This window comes from Thalassobius sp. Cn5-15, from assembly GCF_022347685.1.
GTDB lineage: Bacteria > Pseudomonadota > Alphaproteobacteria > Rhodobacterales > Rhodobacteraceae > Thalassobius.
The window spans coordinates 202,702-222,913 of record NZ_JAKRGF010000006.1 but is presented as its reverse complement, the minus strand read 5'-3'; the positions used below and the strand labels follow the sequence as shown (position 1 = coordinate 222,913).

Genomic DNA, 20,212 nt, shown 5'->3' with positions numbered 1-20,212 from the left:
CGTATGCCTGAAAGTCACCAAAGTATTTGGTGATTGCTGCGGTCAGCGTGGTTTTGCCGTGGTCAACGTGGCCGATGGTGCCGATGTTAACGTGCGGTTTGGAACGCTCAAACTTTTCCTTTGCCATGATGGCCTCCTAGTCTGTCATGAAAGGCTGAACAACCAGCCTTCAAATCTGGAAAGGGGGGACCGAAACAGGCCGGTCCCCCAAATTTCTTAGGCGTATTTCGCCTGGATTTCTTCACTGATGTTCGACGGCACCGGATCGTAGTGCGAGAACTGCATGGTGAACTGGGCACGGCCGGACGACATCGAACGCAGGGTGTTGATGTAGCCGAACATGTTCGCCAGCGGCACGTTTGCGTCGATCGCAATTGCGTGGCCGCGCGGCTCTTGACCAGATACCTGGCCACGACGCGAAGTCAGATCGCCGATGATACCGCCGGTGTATTCTTCGGGGGTGATCACTTCGACCTTCATGATCGGTTCCAGCAGCTTAGCGCCTGCCTTCTTCATGCCTTCGCGCATACACATACGTGCTGCGATTTCAAAGGCCAGAACCGAGGAGTCAACATCGTGGAATTTACCGTCGATCAGGGCAACCTTGAAGTCGATTACGGGGAAGCCAGCCAGCGGGCCGCTATCCATAACCGAGGTAATGCCTTTTTCAACACCCGGGATGTATTCCTTGGGAACCGCACCACCAACGATGCGGGATTCGAAGGAGTAACCTTCGCCAGCTTCGGTTGGGGTGATGATCATCTTCACCTCACCGAACTGACCCGAACCACCGGACTGTTTCTTGTGCGTGTAGCTGTGCTCCACCTCGTGCGAGATGGTTTCACGGTAGGCCACCTGCGGCGCACCGATGTTTGCTTCAACTTTGAATTCACGCTTCAGACGGTCAACCAGGATGTCCAGGTGAAGTTCGCCCATGCCTTTCATGATGGTCTGGCCCGATTCCAGGTCAGTTTCCACACGGAAGGAGGGGTCTTCGGCTGCCAGACGTGCCAGACCTTGCGACATTTTTTCTTGGTCGCCTTTGGTCTTCGGCTCAACCGCGATCTCGATAACCGGATCGGGGAAGGTCATGGTTTCCAGAACAACCGGATCTTTGGCGTCGCAGAGGGTGTCACCGGTGGTGGTGTCTTTCAGACCCGCCAGCGCGATGATGTCGCCTGCAAATGCCTCTTCGATCTCCTCACGGTTGTTGGAGTGCATCATCATCATACGACCGACGCGCTCTTTCTTACCTTTGGTGGAGTTCTGGATGCTGTCGCCCTTGTTCAGAACGCCCGAGTAGATACGGGTGAAGGTCAGCGAGCCAACGAAGGGGTCGTTCATGATTTTGAACGCCAGGCCGGAGAACGCCATGTCGTCGTCTGCACGACGGGCAATGTTACGCTCTTCGTTTTCGTCACCAGGTGCGAAGCCCATGTAATCAACAACGTCCAGCGGGCTGGGCAGGTAGTCGATTACAGCGTTCAGCAGCGGCTGAACACCTTTGTTTTTGAACGCCGAACCGCCCAGTACCGGAACGAAGTCCAGTGCCAGAGTACCCTTACGCAGCAGTTTACGCAGGGTTGCGACGTCGGGCTCTTCACCTTCCAGGTAGGCTTCCATGGCAGCTTCGTCTTGCTCAACGGCCGCTTCGACCATCTTTTCGCGCCACTCGTTCGCCATGTCCTGCAGCTCAGGACGGATCTCAGCGTGGATCCAGGATGCACCCAGATCTTCGCCCTGCCACAGCCACTCTTTCATGGTGACCAGGTCCAGCAGACCTTCCAACTCGGTTTCTGCACCGATCGGAATGCCAACCGGAACAGCACGTGCGCCGGTGCGTTCTTCGATCATGTTAACGCAGTTGAAGAAGTCTGCGCCGATCTTGTCCATTTTGTTGACGAAAACCATCCGCGGAACCTTGTAGCGGTCAGCCTGACGCCACACGGTTTCGGTTTGGGGTTCAACGCCAGCGTTGGCGTCCAGAACACAGACAGCACCGTCGAGAACCGCCAGCGAACGCTCAACTTCGATGGTGAAGTCAACGTGGCCGGGGGTGTCGATGATGTTCATCCGGTGCTTGGGCGAGTCAGCAGTCTGACCATCTTCGGTGCGTTCCCAGAAAGTGGTGGTCGCAGCCGAGGTGATGGTGATGCCGCGTTCCTGCTCCTGCTCCATCCAGTCCATGGTGGCTGCACCATCGTGCACCTCACCAATGTTGTGGGATTTACCAGTGTAATACAGGATACGCTCCGAGCAGGTGGTCTTACCTGCGTCGATGTGCGCCATGATACCGAAGTTACGGTATAGGTCGAGCGAATATTCGCGTGCCATTGGTCTAAAGCCTCTGTGGAATTACCAGCGATAATGGCTGAACGCTTTGTTCGCGTCTGCCATCTTGTGAGTATCTTCGCGCTTTTTAACAGCGGCACCACGGGATTGAACGGCATCCAGCAATTCGCCGGCCAGACGTTCTTCCATGGTGTTTTCGTTGCGGGCGCGGCTCGCGGAGATCAGCCAGCGGATGGCCAGAGCTTCGCGGCGCTCGGGGCGCACTTCAACGGGAACCTGGTAGGTTGCACCACCAACACGACGCGAACGAACTTCGACGGCCGGTTTGATGTTGTCCAGTGCTTCGTGGAACACTTCGACGGGGGCGCGTTTGATCTTACCTTCAACGCGGTCCAGCGCGTTGTAGACGATCTTTTCCGCAACCGACTTTTTACCGTCGATCATCAGGTTGTTCATGAATTTGGACAGTACGCGATCGCCATACTTGGCGTCGGGCAATACTTCGCGCTTCTCAGCAGCGTGACGACGAGACATTCTTCGATCTCCTTACTTCGGACGCTTGGCGCCGTATTTCGAACGACGTTGCTTACGGTCTTTAACGCCCTGGGTATCCAGAACACCACGCAGGATGTGGTAACGCACACCCGGAAGGTCTTTTACACGGCCGCCGCGGATCAGAACCACGGAGTGTTCCTGAAGGTTGTGGCTTTCACCGGGGATGTAAGAGATCACTTCGAAGCCGTTGGTCAGGCGAACCTTCGCAACTTTACGCATAGCCGAGTTCGGCTTCTTCGGAGTGGTGGTATATACACGGGTGCAGACGCCACGTTTTTGCGGGCACTGCTCCAGGTGCATAGATTTGGAGCGCTTGACTTTGGGCTGACGCGGTTTGCGGATCAGCTGTTGAATCGTTGGCATAGGGTCACTTTCCCGTTTGCTTCACAATGTTTATCCAAGGCGACTGCCCTGAACGATGACTGCTTGCGCAACACAAGAGTTGCATAGCGCAAAATCCGCGATGTTCCCGTACCGAGGCGAACAACGCGGTGAGTTTTCCAGAGGTCGCAAGCTTCAAAATAGCTCAGGACTTGGCCTTCTCAGTTGTGGATTCGGCATTAGGGTCTTGCCCAGATCAGCCGGATAATGGGGCGTATAGGGGGAGTCGCGCCCTTTGTCAACAAGGGCCCGGTGCCCGCGCCAGCGTGGCAAGCTTCAACGCCGGGTCCGTGCGATTTTGCCCTCGCGGTAAAGCATGAATACACCGCTCATAACCACGATTGTTGCCCCCATCAGCGTCAGCGCATCCGGCCATTCACCAAACAGCACCCAACCAAGGATCAGCGCCCATATCAAGCTGGTATAACGAAACGGCGCAACAAAGGAAATCTCCCCCACCCGCATCACCATGACCGAAAAACTATACCCGCCAAGGATCATCAAAGCCGCCATTGCGGTGATCCCCCAACTGGCAGACCCCATCGGTACCCATGCAGTCGGCAGGCTGGCCAAACCGAAAAACGCCATCACTCCTGCCGCGCTGAGGAAGGTGACCAACATCGAAGGTACCGCCGGCGACAAGCGCCGTGTCACCAGATCGCGCACGGTCACGCAGCCTACAGCGGCCAGAACATAGAGGGAGCTTTGGTCAAATCCGTCGGTGCCCGGCTGCACGATCAGCAGTACACCAACAAAGCCGATCAGAATAGCGCCCAGCCGCTGCCAGCCGATGGGCTCGCGCAGAAAGACAGCCGCCGCGAGTGTCACCGTCAGTGGCAGCGACTGCAGGATCGCGGTCACATTGGCGATCGGCGCTGCGAAGAGTGCGGTGAGGAAGAAATAGGCCGCCGCCACCTCAGCCGCGACACGCGACGCGATCAACGCCCAGTCCCCTGCCCCAAGGCGCGCCCGAAAAGCACCGACACGACCTGCCCAGATGCCGGTCATCACCGACACCATCAGCCCGCGCAGGAACAACAACTGGAACAGCGGCACCGAACCAGCCAGCGACTTCATCAGCGCATCATTGAAGGTAAAGCCGGCCATCGCCGCCATCATCAACAGCGCACCACGGGTGTTATCAGACAGAGGGTTATTCGCTTGGCTCATCCCGCGACCCTGCGCCAGCCCCCCGCGCAAGTCAAACCCGCAAAGCTACGGGCGCACACGCCTTTCAATGATCCTGCACATCGTCCCGCCAGCAGTGGTCCTTACATATCTCGGGCCGCAGCGTCGGCCAGAAACAGATCCGCAATCATAAAGGTCGCCGCCGTCCCACGCACCAACACCCTGTCGCCAGTATCGGTGCAGTCCAGCCAGCCACCACGCTCTGACGCCTGATAAGCCAGCAGATCATTGCGGCCCAACTCCCCTGCCCAGTAAGGCACCAGTGTGGAATGGTTCGATCCTGTCACCGGATCCTCGGGGATGCCAGCGCCGGGCACAAAGTAGCGCGATACAAAGTCTGCCTTTGATCCCGCTGCCGCGCGTGCTGTGATCACCACACCGATATGCCCCAATTTGGCGATGGCATTCAGATCCGGCTCGAAGGCGGTCACAGCCTCCGCGCTCTCCAGCACAAAGAACAGGTTTTCAAAATTACGGAACATCAGCTGCGGTGGCGCTTCAAAAATCTCCGCAATCTCCTCTGGCAGTTGATCGAGAGGTTCTGGCGCAAAACGAGGCAGATCCAGCTGATAGCCATTATCTGCCTCGATCACCGTGATCTCGCCCACTGCGGTCTGAAACCGCAGTGGGCCAGTTACATCCCGATGTGCGAACAACACATGCGCTGCCGCCAGCGTGGCATGACCGCAAAAATCCACCTCTTGCGTGGGCGTAAACCAGCGCAGCGCCCACAGGACACTCCCGTCCCCGGCCGCTTTCGGATAGGCAAACGCGGTTTCAGCCAGATTGTTCTCTGCCGCGATGTTCTGCATCAGGGGCACACTCATCGGGGCGTCCAACAACAGAACCGCCGCTGGATTGCCCGCAAAGAGCTGATCGGCGAAGGCATCCACCTGATACATTTTCATGACTAACGTCCTTTTCAACGTTCAAAACTTGCGGCCACCCAAACAAAAAGCCCCCCGCAATGCGAGGGGCTTTCTGTGTTTCATCAGACCCGTCGGGTCCACGACTTATTCGTCGCGGCTCTCGGGGGTGTTGAAGGCATCTGCCGCGCCCATATCGTCGATGGTCGGCGCAGCCAGTGCAGCGGCGGCTTCGGCCTCTTCACGACGGGCTTCCAGCACCACGTTGTCACGCGAACGCGCGATGCGACGGACACGATCGGTGGCGCCACCAGTACCGGCCGGGATCAGACGACCGACAAGGATGTTCTCCTTGAGGCCAACCAGACGGTCGCGTTTGCCCTGAACCGAAGCTTCGGTCAGCACGCGGGTGGTTTCCTGGAACGAGGCTGCCGACATGAACGAACGAGTCTGCAGCGACGCTTTGGTGATACCCAAAAGGATCGGACCACCGGATGCCGGACGACCGCCGCGGGCGATGGCCTTTTCGTTGGCCTCGTCCAGTTCAGTCTTTTCGACGTGTTCGCCTTTCAGCAGGGTGGTGTCACCGCTGTCCGAAATTTCCCACTTCTTCAGCATCTGGCGCACAATCACTTCGATGTGCTTGTCGTTGATCTTCACGCCCTGCAGTCGGTAAACCTCCTGCACCTCGTTGATCATGTAGTCAGCAAGTGCGCCAACGCCCATGATCGCGAGGATGTCGTGCGGCGCCGGGTTGCCGTCCATGATGTAGTCACCCTTCTGAACGAAGTCACCTTCCTGAACAGGAATGTGCTTGCCCTTGGGCACCATGTATTCGACGGGCTCACGACCCTCTTCGGCAGCTTCGATGGTGATACGACGCTTGTTCTTGTAGTCGCGGCCAAAGCGCACGTAACCATCGATTTCGGCGATGATTGCGTGATCTTTCGGACGACGGGCTTCAAACAGTTCCGCAACGCGCGGCAGACCACCGGTAATATCCTTGGTCTTGGCGCCTTCACGCGGGATACGCGCAACAACGTCACCTGCTTTGATCTCTTGACCGTCGTCGACCGACAGAATGGCGTCAACCGACATCGGGTGGGTCAGCGGGTGGCCCTGTGCGTTACGCACCGGATCGCCGTCACCGTCCACCAGAATGATTTCCGGCTTCAGCTCATTGCCTTTTGGTGCCGCACGCCAGTCGATCACGATCTTCTGGGTCATACCGGTGGCCTCATCCGTTACATCGCGAACTGCGATGCCGCTGACGAGGTCCACATACTTGGCGGTACCGTCTTTCTCGGCGATGATCGGCAGGGTGAAGGGGTCCCATTCGAACAGTTTGTCACCGCGGGCAACTTTCTGGCCTTCGGCCACGAACAGTTTGGTGCCGTAGCCCAGCTTGTGGCTGGCGCGCTCTTCACCGTTGTCCATGATCTTCAGCTTCATGTTCCGGCCGATGACCAGAACTTCGCCGTTGACGTTGGTCAGGATCTGCGGGTTCTCAAACTCGATCTCGCCTTCTTGGCTTGCCTCCAGGAAGGACTGCTGACCACCCTGTGCCACGCCGCCGATGTGGAAGGTCCGCATCGTCAGCTGTGTACCAGGTTCACCGATCGACTGTGCCGCGATGATGCCGACGGCCTCGCCCACGTTCACAGATGTACCACGCGCAAGGTCACGACCGTAGCAGGTGGCACAGACACCGTCGTCGCTTTCACAGGTCAGCGGGCTACGGATCTGAGCAGTCTGCACACCGGCCTCTTCGATGGCGTCTGCCATACGTTCGTCGACCAGAACACCACGGGCTGCAATCACTTCGTCGGTGCCCGGCTTCATCACGTCTTCAGCGACGATCCGGCCCAGCATACGCTCGCCGATGGAAGAGACAACTTCACCGTCATTCACTGCCGGTTCAACAGTGATGGCGTTTTCAGTGCCACAGTCTTTGTCACGAACGATACAGTCCTGTGCCACGTCAACCAGACGACGGGTCAGATAACCCGAGTTTGCCGTCTTAAGCGCGGTATCAGACAGACCCTTACGAGCACCGTGAGTCGAGTTGAAGTACTCAAGAACGGTCAGGCCTTCTTTAAAGTTCGAGATAACAGGCGTTTCAATAATGTCGCCGTTCGGCTTGGCCATCAGGCCGCGCATCCCACCCAGCTGACGCATCTGCGTCACCGAGCCACGCGCACCGGAGTGTGCCATCATGTAAACCGAGTTCGGTTCCATTTCAGCACCCGCGTCATCGTGACGAGTGGCGGAGATGGTCGACATCATCGCTTCGGTCAGCTTGTCGTTACACTTCGACCAGCTATCGACAACTTTGTTGTACTTTTCGCCCTGCGTGATCAGACCGTCCATGTACTGCTGTTCAAAGTCTTTTACCTGATCGCGTGTCTCATCAACGATGGTCCACTTGTTTTCAGGGATAACCATGTCGTCCTTACCGAACGAAATACCAGCCTTGAACGCTTCTTTGAAGCCGATCGACATGATCTGGTCACAGAAGATGACCGACTCTTTCTGACCGCAGTAACGGTAGACGGTGTCGATGACCTGCTGCACTTCTTTCTTACGCAGCAGACGGTTCACCAGTTCGAACGGTGCTTTGGCATTCTGCGGCAGCAGAGCACCCAGACGCACACGACCCGGAGTGGTTTCAAAGATCTGTTGCACTTCCATGCCGTTTTCGTCGATCTGAGGCACACGGGCCTTGATCTTGGTGTGCAAGTGAACTTCACCGGCGTCCAGCGCATACTGCACCTCATCAATCGAGGAGAAGACCATGCCTTCGCCCTTCATGCCATCACGCGCGATGGTGAGGTAGTAGAGACCCAAAATCATATCCTGCGAAGGAACGATGATCGGGGCGCCGTTTGCAGGCGACAGAACGTTGTTGGTGGACATCATCAGGACGCGCGCTTCCAGCTGCGCTTCCAGCGACAGCGGTACGTGAACCGCCATCTGGTCACCGTCAAAGTCCGCGTTAAACGCCGAACACACAAGCGGGTGCAGCTGGATCGCTTTACCTTCGATCAGCGTGGGTTCAAACGCCTGAATGCCAAGACGGTGAAGCGTCGGGGCGCGGTTCAGCAGCACGGGGTGTTCGCGGATCACCTCATCGAGGATATCCCACACCTCAGGACGCTCTTTCTCCACCAGCTTTTTAGCCTGTTTCACGGTCGAGGACAAACCACGCGCCTCAAGGCGCGAATAGATGAAGGGCTTGAACAGTTCCAGCGCCATCTTCTTGGGCAGACCACACTGGTGCAGCTTCAGTTCAGGACCGGTCACAATCACCGAACGGCCGGAGAAGTCGACGCGCTTACCCAAAAGGTTCTGACGGAAGCGACCCTGCTTACCTTTCAGCATGTCGCTGAGCGATTTCAGCGGACGCTTGTTGGCACCGGTAATGACACGACCACGACGGCCGTTGTCGAACAGCGCGTCTACAGATTCCTGCAGCATACGCTTTTCGTTACGCACGATGATGTCCGGCGCACGCAGTTCGATCAGACGTTTCAGACGGTTGTTCCGGTTGATCACACGACGATAAAGGTCGTTGAGGTCGGAGGTCGCAAAACGGCCGCCATCCAGCGGAACAAGCGGACGCAATTCCGGCGGAATCACTGGTACAACTGTCATGATCATCCACTCAGGACGGTTGCCCGACTCGAGGAATGCTTCGACAACCTTCAGACGCTTGATGATCTTCTTGGGCTTCAGTTCACCGGTCGCTTCGGCCAGTTCGGCGCGCAGCGTTTCGGCTTCAGATTCCAGATCAATCGCGGACAGCATCTCGCGGATGGCTTCAGCACCGATGTTGGCGGTGAAGGCGTCCATACCGTATGCGTCCTGCGCATCCATGTACTCTTCTTCGGACATCATCTGACCGTATTGCAGGTCAGTCAGACCCGGTTCGATGACGACGTAGTTTTCAAAGTACAGAACACGTTCCAGATCACGCAGCGTCATATCCAGCATCAGACCGATGCGGGACGGCAGCGATTTCAGGAACCAGATATGTGCAACAGGCGCGGCCAGTTCGATGTGGCCCATACGCTCGCGGCGCACTTTCTGGAGGGTAACTTCAACACCACATTTTTCGCAGACAACGCCGCGATACTTCATGCGCTTATATTTGCCGCACAGGCATTCGTAGTCTTTGATCGGGCCAAAGATACGCGCGCAGAACAGACCGTCGCGCTCAGGCTTGAAGGTCCGGTAGTTGATGGTTTCGGGTTTTTTGATCTCACCGTAGGACCACGACAGGATACGTTCGGGCGAAGCCAGCGAAACGCGGATCTCGTCAAAGACCTTGGACGGGGTCAGCGGGTTGAACGGGTTGTTCGTCAGTTCCTGGTTCATTTTGATACCTCAAATCTTGCGGAAGGGGGGGATGGGGGAGAAGGGCGCGCGGCCCTTACTCCTCTTCCTCCGCATCCAGGAGTTCCATATTCAGGCCGAGGCCACGGACTTCTTTCACCAGAACGTTGAACGATTCCGGGATGCCCGCCTCAAAGTTATCCTCGCCCTTGACGATGCTTTCGTAGACCTTGGTCCGGCCTGCCACGTCATCCGACTTCACAGTCAGCATTTCCTGCAGGGTGTAAGCCGCGCCGTACGCTTCCAGCGCCCAAACTTCCATCTCACCGAAACGCTGACCACCGAACTGCGCCTTACCACCCAGCGGCTGCTGCGTAACAAGCGAGTACGGACCAGTCGAACGTGCGTGGATTTTGTCATCCACAAGGTGGTGCAGTTTCAGCAGGTATTTCACACCTACAGTCACCGGACGGGCGAACTGTTCACCGGTGCGACCGTCGAACAGGATCGACTGACCCGATTCCGAGAAGCCAGCACGCAGCAGCGCGTCGTTCACGTCCAGTTCCTTGGCGCCGTCGAAGACCGGGGTGGCGATCGGCACACCGCGGGTCACGTTACCGGCTGCTTCCAGCAGATCGGTTTCGTCCAGGTCGGCCAGGCCTTCCTGATAGACGTTGTCGCCATAGGCGTGCTGCATCGCTTCGCGTACGGGGGTCAGATCGCCAGTGCGGCGGTAGTCCTGCAGAGCGTCGTCGATTTTCAGACCCAGACCGCGTGCGGCCCAACCCATGTGGGTTTCAAGGATCTGACCAACGTTCATACGCGAAGGCACACCCAGCGGGTTCAGACAGAAATCAACCGGCGTACCGTCGGCGAGGAAGGGCATGTCTTCCATCGGAACAACGCGCGAAATCACACCTTTGTTCCCGTGGCGACCCGCCATCTTATCGCCCGGCTGCAGCTTACGCTTCACCGCGATGAAGACTTTGACCATCTTCATCACACCCGGCGGCAGGTCGTCACCACGACGGACCTTCTCGACCTTGTCCTCAAAACGGGCGTCCAGCGCACGTTTCTGGGCTTCGTACTGTTCGTGCAGGGCCTCAACGATCTGCGCGTCACCCTCTTCTTCGAGGGCCAGCTGCCACCACTGACCACGGGTCAGCATTTCCAGCGTGTCTTCGGAGATGACGGAGGATGCTTTGACGCCTTTCGGACCCTTCACGGCAACCTTGCCGATCAGCATATCGCGCAGACGGGCGTAGATGTTGCGATCCAGGATCGCCAGCTCGTCGTCGCGGTCACGGGCCAGACGCTCAACCTCTTCACGCTCGATCTGAAGGGCACGTTCGTCCTTCTCTACGCCGTGACGGTTGAACACACGCACTTCAACAACGGTACCAAAGTCACCCGGTTTCACGCGCAGCGAAGTGTCGCGCACGTCGGATGCTTTTTCACCAAAGATGGCGCGCAGCAGTTTCTCTTCCGGAGTCATCGGCGATTCACCTTTGGGGGTGATCTTACCGACCAGAATATCGCCCGGTTCAACGTCCGCACCAATGTAAACGATGCCAGCCTCGTCGAGGTTGCGCAGCGCTTCTTCACCGACGTTGGGGATGTCGCGGGTGATCTCTTCCGGACCCAGTTTGGTGTCACGGGCGGCAACTTCGAATTCCTCGATGTGGATCGAGGTAAAGACGTCGTCACGCGCGATACGTTCGGAAATCAGGATCGAGTCTTCGTAGTTGTAGCCGTTCCAAGGCATGAACGCGACGATCACGTTTTTACCCAGCGCCAGCTCACCGATATCGGTGGACGGGCCGTCTGCCACAACTTCGCCTTTGGTGACACGCTGACCTACTTTCACCAGCGGACGCTGGTTGATGCAGGTGTTCTGGTTCGAACGCTGGAATTTGCGCATGCGGTAGATGTCTACGCCTGCGTCGCCCAGCTCCAGATCCTCGGTTGCGCGGATAACGATACGCTGGGCATCGACCTGATCGATGATACCGGCACGTTTCGCCATGATCGCAGCGCCAGAGTCACGGGCCACAACTTCCTCAATACCGGTACCAACCAGCGGCGCCTCAGCGCGCAGCAGCGGAACCGCCTGACGTTGCATGTTCGAACCCATCAGTGCGCGGTTCGCGTCGTCGTTTTCAAGGAAGGGGATCAGCGATGCCGCGACCGAAACCAACTGTTTCGGGCTCACGTCGATCAGATCCACGTTGTCGCGCGGTGCGAGCGTGTAGTCACCCGCCTGACGGGTCGAAACCAGTTCATTCTGGAAACGGCCGTCTGCGTCGAGCGAGGCGTTCGCCTGCGCAACGGTGTGGCGCATTTCCTCGGTCGCGGACATGTAGTGAACCTCATCGGTCACGATGCCTTCGTTCACGACGCGGTACGGGGTTTCAATGAAACCGTATTTGTTCACACGTGCGAAAGTCGCCAGCGAGTTGATCAGACCAATGTTTGGACCTTCCGGCGTTTCAATTGGACACATACGACCGTAGTGCGTTGCGTGAACGTCGCGCACCTCAAAGCCGGCACGTTCGCGGGTCAGACCGCCCGGGCCAAGCGCCGAGAGACGGCGTTTGTGGGTCACTTCGGACAGCGGGTTGGTTTGGTCCATGAACTGCGACAGCTGCGAGGAGCCGAAGAATTCACGTACAGCTGCTGCTGCCGGTTTGGCGTTGATCAGATCCTGCGGCATCACAGTGTCGATCTCGACCGAGGACATACGCTCTTTGATTGCGCGTTCCATACGCAGCAGACCAACGCGGTACTGGTTTTCCATCAGTTCGCCGACCGAGCGCACACGACGGTTACCGAGGTGGTCGATATCGTCGATGTCGCCACGGCCATCGCGCAGGTCAACCAGCGCTTTGATGCAGGAGACGATGTCTTCTTTGCGCAGGGTGCGCTGGGTGTCTTCGGCATCCAAAGCCAGACGCATGTTCATCTTCACGCGACCAACGGCCGACAGGTCGTAACGCTCGCTGTCGAAGAACAGGGTATCGAACAGGTTCGACGCGGCCTCAACGGTCGGCGGCTCACCCGGACGCATAACGCGGTAGATGTCCATCAACGCGGTGTCGCGGGACATGTTTTTGTCCTGCGCCACAGTGTTGCGCATGTAGGGACCAACGTTGACGTTGTCGATGTCCAGAACCGGAATGTCGGTGATGCCCGCGTCCAGCAGTTCCTGCAGGGAGCCACCGGTCACTTCACCGTCTTTGTCGTAGTCCAGGGTCAGTTCATCACCGGCTTCGACGTAGATCGCGCCGGTTTCTTCGTTGATGATGTCCTTGGCGACAAATTTACCAACGATGTGGTTGAAGGGCACCAGCAGTTCGGTGATCTTACCTTCATCGATGATCTTCTTGACCGCGCGCGGGGTCACTTTCTTGCCTGCTTCGGCGATAACTTCGCCGGTCGCTGCGTCAACCAGATCATAGGTCGGGCGGGTGCCGCGCACACGCTCGGGGAAGAACTTGGTGACCCAGCCCTTCTGACCTTTTTCCAGTTTGAAATCAACAGTGTCGTAATAGGCATCCATGATGCCTTCCTGGTCCAGACCCAGCGCATATAGCAGGGTGGTCACAGGCAGCTTACGACGACGGTCGATCCGCGCAAACACGATATCCTTGGCGTCAAATTCAAAGTCCAGCCACGAGCCGCGGTAGGGAATGATGCGGCAGGCGAAGAGCAGCTTGCCCGAGCTGTGCGTCTTGCCTTTGTCGTGATCAAAGAACACGCCCGGCGAACGGTGCATCTGCGAAACGATCACGCGCTCGGTGCCGTTCACGATGAATGTGCCGTTCGGCGTCATCAAAGGCATATCGCCCATGAAGACATCCTGTTCTTTGATGTCCTTCACCGACTTCGCGCCGGTATCTTCATCGATATCAAACACGATCAGGCGCAGGGTTACCTTGAGCGGAGCGCTGTAGGTCATGTCGCGCTGCATGCACTCTTCGACATCGTATTTCGGGGTTTCCAGTTCGTACTTCACGAATTCCAGAATGGAGGTTTCGTTAAAGTCCTTGATCGGGAAAACCGACTGGAACACGCCCATGATGCCTTCGCCGTCAGTCGGCAGGTCGGCATCACCGGAGCGTAGGAAAAGATCATATGAGGATTTTTGAACCTCGATCAGGTTCGGCATCTCCAGCACTTCGCGGATTTTGCCGTAATATTTACGAAGACGTTTCTGGCCAAGAAAGCTTTGAGCCATGGTCTATGTCACCTTTCGAAATCTCGTCCACAATCTACCGTCGGGCCCCGGTAAATCGCGTCAGTGACGGCGTGGACCAGATCCATTCTCGACCGCCGTCCCACCGGGGTCTCTCGATCCGAAATCCTGCCTTGGGAAACCTCTTGCAGCGCGCAGTCGCGGCCAGAAGAGGCTTGCCAAGCCGGGGCTTCATCTGTGTCAGATGTGTTTCCGTCCTATTTTGCTGTGAAATGTATGTGTTTTGAGCCTAGATACCCTGCCGCCTTATCTACCAAATCCACATAGGACAAAAAGCGGCCTCGAATCGCTCGAAACCGCATGAAGCTTCCGGATAGTCAAAATTGCCCACACTGACAACCCCATTGGACTTGACAAATATCATATAAATAAAATGCTCTGACCCACGTTACTCAAAAAACGTCTGATCCCCAAACAAAAACAGGCGCCCCAGAGGGACGCCTGTCAGCAATTGGGTCAGACCCGAATTACTTCAGTTCGATCTCAGCACCAGCTGCTTCCAGCTTGGCTTTGATGTCTTCTGCTTCAGCTTTGTCTACGCCTTCTTTGACGGCTTTGCCGCCGGCTTCAACCAGCTCTTTTGCTTCTTTGAGGCCCAGGCCGGTGATGCCGCGGACTTCTTTGATGACGTTGATCTTTTTGTCGCCAGCGGACTTCAGGATCACGTCAAATTCGGTTTTTTCTTCTGCTGCTGCGCCGCCTTCTGCGGGGCCAGCCATGACAACTGCGCCGCCAGCTGCGGGCTCGATGCCGTACTCATCCTTCAGGATGGTTTTCAGTTCTTGTGCTTCCAGCAGGGTCAGACCCACGATGCTTTCTGCAAGTGCTTTCAGATCAGCCATTGTACTGTTTCCGTATGTTTAAGTGTGTTCCAACGTGCGAGCTTTGCCCCACGCAGATCATTAGGTTGCTTACGCGGCTTCTGCCTTGTCTTCGATGGTAGACAGAATGCCCGCGATATCCGAGGCAGGTGCGCCAATCGCGCCAGCGATGTTCGAAGCAGGTGCGCCCAGCATGCCTGCGATGGTAGCAATAAGCTCCTCGCGGGACGGCATTTTGGACACGGCTTCAACGCCAGCAACGTCAAGAGCGTTCTCACCCATGGCGCCGCCGAGGATCTCGAATTTCGAGTTGTCCTTGGCGAACCCAGCGGCAACCTTAGCGGCTGCTACCGGATCTTCCGAGTAGGTCAGAACGGTCATACCCGTCAGGTATTCACCCATGCTTTCACAGGGCTTACCCTCAAGGGCGATCTTGGCGAGCCTGTTCTTGGCAACGCGGACCGAGGCATCTGCCTCACGTGCGCGTGCGCGCAAGTCCTGCATCTCAGCAACCGTGAGACCTGCGTAGTGGGCTACGACCACAACGCCAGAGCTGTCAAAGATCTGGCCGAGCTCTTCGACCAACTTCTCTTTTTGTGCTCTATCCACAGTTTCACTCCAAATTTGGGGGTTACCCCCCGGCTCTTTTCTGCCGAACAAAGTCCGACACTCAGGTCCTTTTTACGGGGCTGCGCCAACATCACCCGAAGGAAAGCCTTCGGCTAATCTTTGTCGTTTTCCCGTCTCAGGAGGGAAATTAAGACCTCAGTATTGAGGTCACCCACCGTCTTGGACGAAACGCACGAGGCGCACGACGAATCGCGCGCTATCAGCGTGAGTGCGGTTTAGTGGCAAAGCCCCTGCGGCGCAAGGGGCTAAAGCAGACGCGTCGCGACAGCGTGTCAAACCAGCGGCAACGGCGCGCAAGCGGCAGGTCAGTCGGCGAAGCTGAAGGTGTCTGGCAACCCCAATGCGCGCGCGTTTTGGGTGCGGATCACCGCGCGTTTCAGGTCAGTGGTAGAGATGTCTTCGGTGCGCGGCAGATAGACCACATCACACAGATCCGCCAGCTCATCAAACTTGCCAGCCCAGTCATCGCCCATCGCAAAGACATCAACGTTGTATTTCACCACATCATCACGTTTCTGCGCCCAGTCATATTCCGGGATCACCTGATCAACGTAACGGCACGCCTCCAGCACTTCGACGCGATGCTCATAGGGAACAACGGTTTTCTTGCCCTTGACCGCATTAAATTCATCGGTGGAACAAGCGACAATCAACCGGTCTCCCATCTTGGCCAGACGCTGCAACAGACGCACGTGCCCGAAATGGAACAAATCAAAAGTGCCGTAAGTTAGGATAGTGCGCAATTGCCGCTGATCGCTCATGTGACAGCTCCGAGAAAGGTTTTAAAACGCCGGGCAGCACCCGCCCATGGAAACTTGAGATAGGGGTCAGACTCACGCCAGCTGGCATCATAGTTCACGGCCAGCATCTTCTCTGGCTCAGCAGGCGCAGGTCGTCCGGAAATATCGCAGGTATGCAGGGGCAGCACATCTGCCGCTGTCAGATCGGCGCAGTTGTGCCACACATCGAACTGCCTAATCACCCCATTTACCCCATGCAGTGCAGCCATAGCCATCAACCGGATCTCTTCAATCCGGGCGACACGATCCCATTTTTTCAGGCCTTTGGCTCGCTCACGCAGCGCGACTGTATCCACCTGCGACACCTCTCACTCGGTTCTGTTGTATCAGAACTCTGCCTCACAATCGGTTAAGCTTACCGAAAAAATAACAAATTCTCAAAACTAATATCACGTAACAGTCGCTCATTCCCCTATGCAACAAACAAAAAGGGCGCGCCGTTAGGCACGCCCCCTAAATTTCAGTCCGATCAGAAAGATCAGTTGCTGTTCGCGCTGTCGATGTTCAGCGAAACGCCCGGACCCATGGTCGAAGAGATTGCGATCTTCTTCATGTAGGCGCCTTTGGCGCCTGCGGGTTTGGCTTTCTGAACCGCTTCAACGAAGGCACGGATGTTTTCCACCAGCTTGGCTTCGTCGAAGGATGCTTTGCCGACGCCTGCATGTACAACACCGGCCTTCTCGACCTTGAACTGTACTTCGCCGCCTTTGGCTGCTTCCACGGCCGCTTTCACGTCCATGGTCACGGTGCCAACCTTGGGGTTCGGCATCAGGTTGCGCGGGCCCAGGATTTTACCCAGACGACCCACAACCGGCATCATGTCCGGGGTTGCAATGCAGCGATCAAATTCGATGGTGCCGCCCTGAATGGTTTCCATCAGGTCTTCGGCGCCAACGATGTCTGCGCCAGCGGCCTGAGCTTCTTCAGCTTTCGGACCACGTGCGAAAACAGCGACGCGAACGGATTTACCGGTGCCGTTGGGCAGGCCAACAACGCCACGAACCATCTGGTCTGCGTGACGGGGGTCAACACCCAGGTTAACGGCGATTTCAACGGTCTCGTCGAATTTGGCGTTTGCGTTGGATTTAACCAGTGCAACAGCTTCTTCAACGGTCAGGTCGGATTTGCCAGCGAAGGCTTCACGCGCAGCGGCGGTACGTTTTCCCAGCTTTGCCATCTTACTTCACCTCGATGCCCATGGAGCGGGCGGAGCCCAGGATGATCTGCATTGCCGCGTCGATGTCGTTGGCGTTCAGATCTTTCATCTTGGCTTCGGCGATTTCTTTCACCTGAGCCACGGTTACCGAACCTACGGTCTCACGACCGGGGTTGTTGGCGCCGGATTTCAGCTTGGCAGCTTTTTTCAGGTAGTAAGACGCAGGCGGCGTCTTGATGTCCATGGTGAAGGACTTGTCCTGATAGTAGCTGATCACGGTCGGGCAAGGCGCGCCAGGATCCATTTCCTGGGTCTTTGCGTTGAACGCTTTACAGAATTCCATGATGTTGATGCCGCGCTGACCCAGTGCCGGACCTACCGGCGGGGACGGGTTAGCTTGACCAGCAGGCACCTGCAGTTTCAGGGTGCCGACGAGCTTCTTAGCCATTGTCTTTTCCTTATCAAACAGCTGTGGGACGCGTCCCGCAGCCTACGTTGCCGTGGTTGGGTCGGACCATCGCGATGGACGCACCTCCCACGAGGGATTCGCCGCGATACACGGCGATAAGCCGCGCTGATAGACCTGTTCCGTTCAGATTGCAAGCTGCGTTGCCCGCGTTTCAGCGCAAAATCCGCCAATAAAAAAGGGGGCAGCACCGATGCACCGCCCCTTTTCCAATACCTGTCAAAAACAGCCGGCCTTAGCCCTGTTTCGTCACCTGAGTGAAGTCCAGCTCCACCGGGGTTTCGCGACCGAAGATCGAAACCGAAACCTTCAACTTCTGCGCTTCGTCGTCCACTTCTTCGATCATGCCGTCGAAATCTTCGAACGGGCCGTCGTTTACTTTGACCTTTTCACCAACCTCGAAGCGGATCAGAGTGCGCGGCTGCTCTTCGCCTTCCTGAACGCGGTTGAGGATCTGGTTCACCTCAGCGTCGCGCATCGGCATCGGACGCCCCTGCGGGCCGAGGAAACCGGTCACGCGGTTGATGGTCGAAACCAGATGATAACCACGATCGCTCATTTCCATGCGCACCAAAACGTAACCGGGCATGAAGCGGCGTTCTGTGGTGACCTTTTTACCGCGGCGCACCTCAATGACCTCTTCGGTCGGCACCAGCACCTCTACGATCTCATCTTCCAGACCGTTTTCTTCCGCCGAGGTGCGGATCTGTTCGGCCACTTTCTTCTCGAAGTTTGAGAGAACGCTCACCGAATACCAACGCTTCGCCATCTTCTGTGTCTCCGCACCTATGACCCGCGTAGGAGGTTTGATCCCTGACCGGCGGGTCGAAATTAAAACTGACGGTGTGGATCATACCACACCTTTCCGGAACAAAAATACGGCGTGCAACTCGAATCGCCGCACGCCCTAACCGGTTAGGATTTTCACCTACGCCGCAGCAGGTAGGATTTCAAGAGAAAAGGCGCATCAAGACAGGCCGACACGACAGTTCAGATCAGCCGAAGATCGACAGGATGCCGCTCAGGCCGCCTTTGATCGCCAGATCCACAAGCGCAAAGAACAACGCGGTGACGGTCGCCATGATGAACACCATAACGGTGGTCAGCAGAACTTCACGACGGGTCGGCCAGACAACCTTGCCCACTTCGCCGCGGACTTGTTGAATGAACTGTAGCGGATTTGTACGTGCCATATTTCTGTCTTTTCTCTCAAGCTAGGGCGCAGATACGCCGAACTGCGCCCGAATTCAAGGGGCATCGCCCGCTGAAGACCTCTCGCCCCGCTTACCGCGGCAACACGCCCGCCAGAACATATCGCAGCATCTCAACAACCTGTGCAGGCTCTTCGGCCACAGCTAGGGCGGCAGCATCCACCTCTTTCAGCGCGTGCTGGTGTTCGGTGGGATGCAACACAATCAAGGACTTACCCAATGCAGCCGCATATCCGGCGTCAAAAGCTGCGTTCCACTGTTTGTATTTTTCGCCAAAGCGTACAACAACAACGTCCGCTTCGCCAATCAGAGTACGGGTGCGGATGGCATTCAGTTTCGCACCCTTGTGATCATGCCAGAACTTGTTCGGTTCCGCCCCCAGAATCGCCACACCGCAGTCATCACTGCTGTCGTGATCGGTGTTCGGCGCGGAAAAGTCGATATCCAACCCCTTCGCGCCCTCAATGATTTGTTCACGCCAGTCGGTGTGAATCTCACCGGACAGATAAACCTTTAGTGTCATGTCGCAGCCTCCTTGTTCCTTTGCCCCTATCTAAGGGGCGCGCCGACGCTTGCCCAGAGGCAAGGCGTGATGAGGGGGCACGTTAGCCACCAATCCGGCGCGCCACCAGATAGCGCACCGGCGGGGCGCCATGCGGGTCGTTGCCTGTTTCGATGATCTCGAACCCTGCTGCGGTCACCAAATCCTCCAGCCTCGCGATGGACAGGCTATTCACATAAGGTGCCTTGCCCAACAACTGCATCAGCGGCAGTACCGCACGGATCGCCAGTGATTTCGGCGACAGCCCCTCGCCCAGGCAGCCAGTTTTAGAGATGAACAGCCCGCCTGGCTTCACCAGCTTAGCGATGTCGTCCAACCGCAAGTCCAGATCCGGCAACAAGTGCAGCAGCGAATGCGCCATCACCACATCAAACTGCCGCCCCTCAAAGGTCTGATCTCCCACCATCGCCTGCGTGAAACTGAGGTTATCCAACCCTGCCTCCGCCGCGCGCATACGGCAATGGGACAGCATCCCTTCCGACACATCCGAACCGATAAAATGCCCAGCATGAGGCGCCAGCCGCACCGCAGTCATGCCGGTGCCACAGCCCAGTTCCAACACCTCATCCTCTGCGCGAATATAAGAGGACGAGCGGTCCAGCGTATATTCATAGGCCGCCATATCCGCGATGTCGGACTTGGCATAGCCGTCTGCGATCTTGTCCCAAAATCGGGCAGTCTGTTGTGCCGTCAT

General features: G+C 57.0%; 18 protein-coding genes. All 18 read right to left on the bottom strand.

What is annotated here, in order from left to right; genetic code table 11:
* On the bottom strand, positions 1–127 hold a 127-nt coding region (locus MHM86_RS14190), incomplete at its 3' end, for a GTP-binding protein (RefSeq protein WP_239199675.1).
* An 89-nt stretch (positions 128–216) separates the two neighbouring features.
* A complete protein-coding gene (gene fusA, locus MHM86_RS14185; RefSeq protein WP_239200697.1) occupies positions 217–2,334 on the bottom strand; it encodes an elongation factor G in 2,118 nt (705 codons plus the stop codon).
* Positions 2,335–2,355: 21 nt separating this feature from the next.
* The gene (rpsG, locus tag MHM86_RS14180; protein WP_058317647.1) at positions 2,356–2,826 is read right to left on the bottom strand and encodes a 30S ribosomal protein S7; all 471 of its coding nucleotides are present in this window, start codon (positions 2,824–2,826) and stop codon (positions 2,356–2,358) included.
* Between the two features lie 12 nt (positions 2,827–2,838).
* Positions 2,839–3,210: a 30S ribosomal protein S12 gene (gene rpsL / locus MHM86_RS14175; RefSeq protein WP_005621086.1), complete on the bottom strand. Its 372-nt coding sequence runs from the start codon at positions 3,208–3,210 to the stop codon at positions 2,839–2,841.
* Positions 3,211–3,504: 294 nt separating this feature from the next.
* Entirely contained in the window at positions 3,505–4,398 is an 894-nt protein-coding gene (locus MHM86_RS14170; RefSeq protein ID WP_239200696.1) for a DMT family transporter, read from the bottom strand.
* A gap of 101 nt (positions 4,399–4,499) precedes the next feature.
* Positions 4,500–5,324 (bottom strand): PhzF family phenazine biosynthesis protein, encoded by an 825-nt coding sequence (locus MHM86_RS14165; protein ID WP_239200695.1) that lies wholly within the window; start codon positions 5,322–5,324, stop codon positions 4,500–4,502.
* A 105-nt stretch (positions 5,325–5,429) separates the two neighbouring features.
* Entirely contained in the window at positions 5,430–9,659 is a 4,230-nt protein-coding gene (gene rpoC, locus MHM86_RS14160) for a DNA-directed RNA polymerase subunit beta' (protein WP_239200694.1), read from the bottom strand.
* Between the two features lie 55 nt (positions 9,660–9,714).
* Positions 9,715–13,854: a DNA-directed RNA polymerase subunit beta gene (rpoB, locus tag MHM86_RS14155; RefSeq protein ID WP_239200693.1), complete on the bottom strand. Its 4,140-nt coding sequence runs from the start codon at positions 13,852–13,854 to the stop codon at positions 9,715–9,717.
* A gap of 485 nt (positions 13,855–14,339) precedes the next feature.
* Complete coding sequence (gene rplL, locus MHM86_RS14150) at positions 14,340–14,714, bottom strand: 50S ribosomal protein L7/L12 (protein ID WP_058317651.1); 375 nt, start codon at positions 14,712–14,714, stop codon at positions 14,340–14,342.
* 69 nt (positions 14,715–14,783) lie between these two features.
* Positions 14,784–15,302 (bottom strand): 50S ribosomal protein L10, encoded by a 519-nt coding sequence (gene rplJ, locus MHM86_RS14145; protein WP_058245467.1) that lies wholly within the window; start codon positions 15,300–15,302, stop codon positions 14,784–14,786.
* Positions 15,303–15,628: 326 nt separating this feature from the next.
* A complete protein-coding gene (tagD, locus tag MHM86_RS14140; RefSeq protein WP_370644158.1) occupies positions 15,629–16,084 on the bottom strand; it encodes a glycerol-3-phosphate cytidylyltransferase in 456 nt (151 codons plus the stop codon).
* On the bottom strand, positions 16,081–16,419 hold the full coding sequence (locus MHM86_RS14135) for a hypothetical protein (RefSeq protein WP_239200692.1): 339 nt from the start codon (positions 16,417–16,419) through the stop codon (positions 16,081–16,083). Before MHM86_RS14135 ends, tagD begins: the two co-directional genes overlap by 4 nt.
* A 182-nt stretch (positions 16,420–16,601) precedes the next feature.
* The gene (rplA, locus tag MHM86_RS14130) at positions 16,602–17,300 is read right to left on the bottom strand and encodes a 50S ribosomal protein L1 (protein ID WP_239200691.1); all 699 of its coding nucleotides are present in this window, start codon (positions 17,298–17,300) and stop codon (positions 16,602–16,604) included.
* A gap of 1 nt (position 17,301) precedes the next feature.
* The gene (gene rplK, locus MHM86_RS14125) at positions 17,302–17,727 is read right to left on the bottom strand and encodes a 50S ribosomal protein L11 (protein ID WP_058317656.1); all 426 of its coding nucleotides are present in this window, start codon (positions 17,725–17,727) and stop codon (positions 17,302–17,304) included.
* Positions 17,728–17,980: 253 nt separating this feature from the next.
* On the bottom strand, positions 17,981–18,514 hold the full coding sequence (gene nusG / locus MHM86_RS14120; RefSeq protein WP_239200689.1) for a transcription termination/antitermination protein NusG: 534 nt from the start codon (positions 18,512–18,514) through the stop codon (positions 17,981–17,983).
* A gap of 226 nt (positions 18,515–18,740) precedes the next feature.
* The gene (gene secE / locus MHM86_RS14115; protein WP_239200688.1) at positions 18,741–18,938 is read right to left on the bottom strand and encodes a preprotein translocase subunit SecE; all 198 of its coding nucleotides are present in this window, start codon (positions 18,936–18,938) and stop codon (positions 18,741–18,743) included.
* A 91-nt stretch (positions 18,939–19,029) separates the two neighbouring features.
* Entirely contained in the window at positions 19,030–19,479 is a 450-nt protein-coding gene (locus MHM86_RS14110) for a YtoQ family protein (protein ID WP_239200687.1), read from the bottom strand.
* Positions 19,480–19,561: 82 nt separating this feature from the next.
* Complete coding sequence (locus MHM86_RS14105; RefSeq protein WP_239200686.1) at positions 19,562–20,212, bottom strand: class I SAM-dependent methyltransferase; 651 nt, start codon at positions 20,210–20,212, stop codon at positions 19,562–19,564.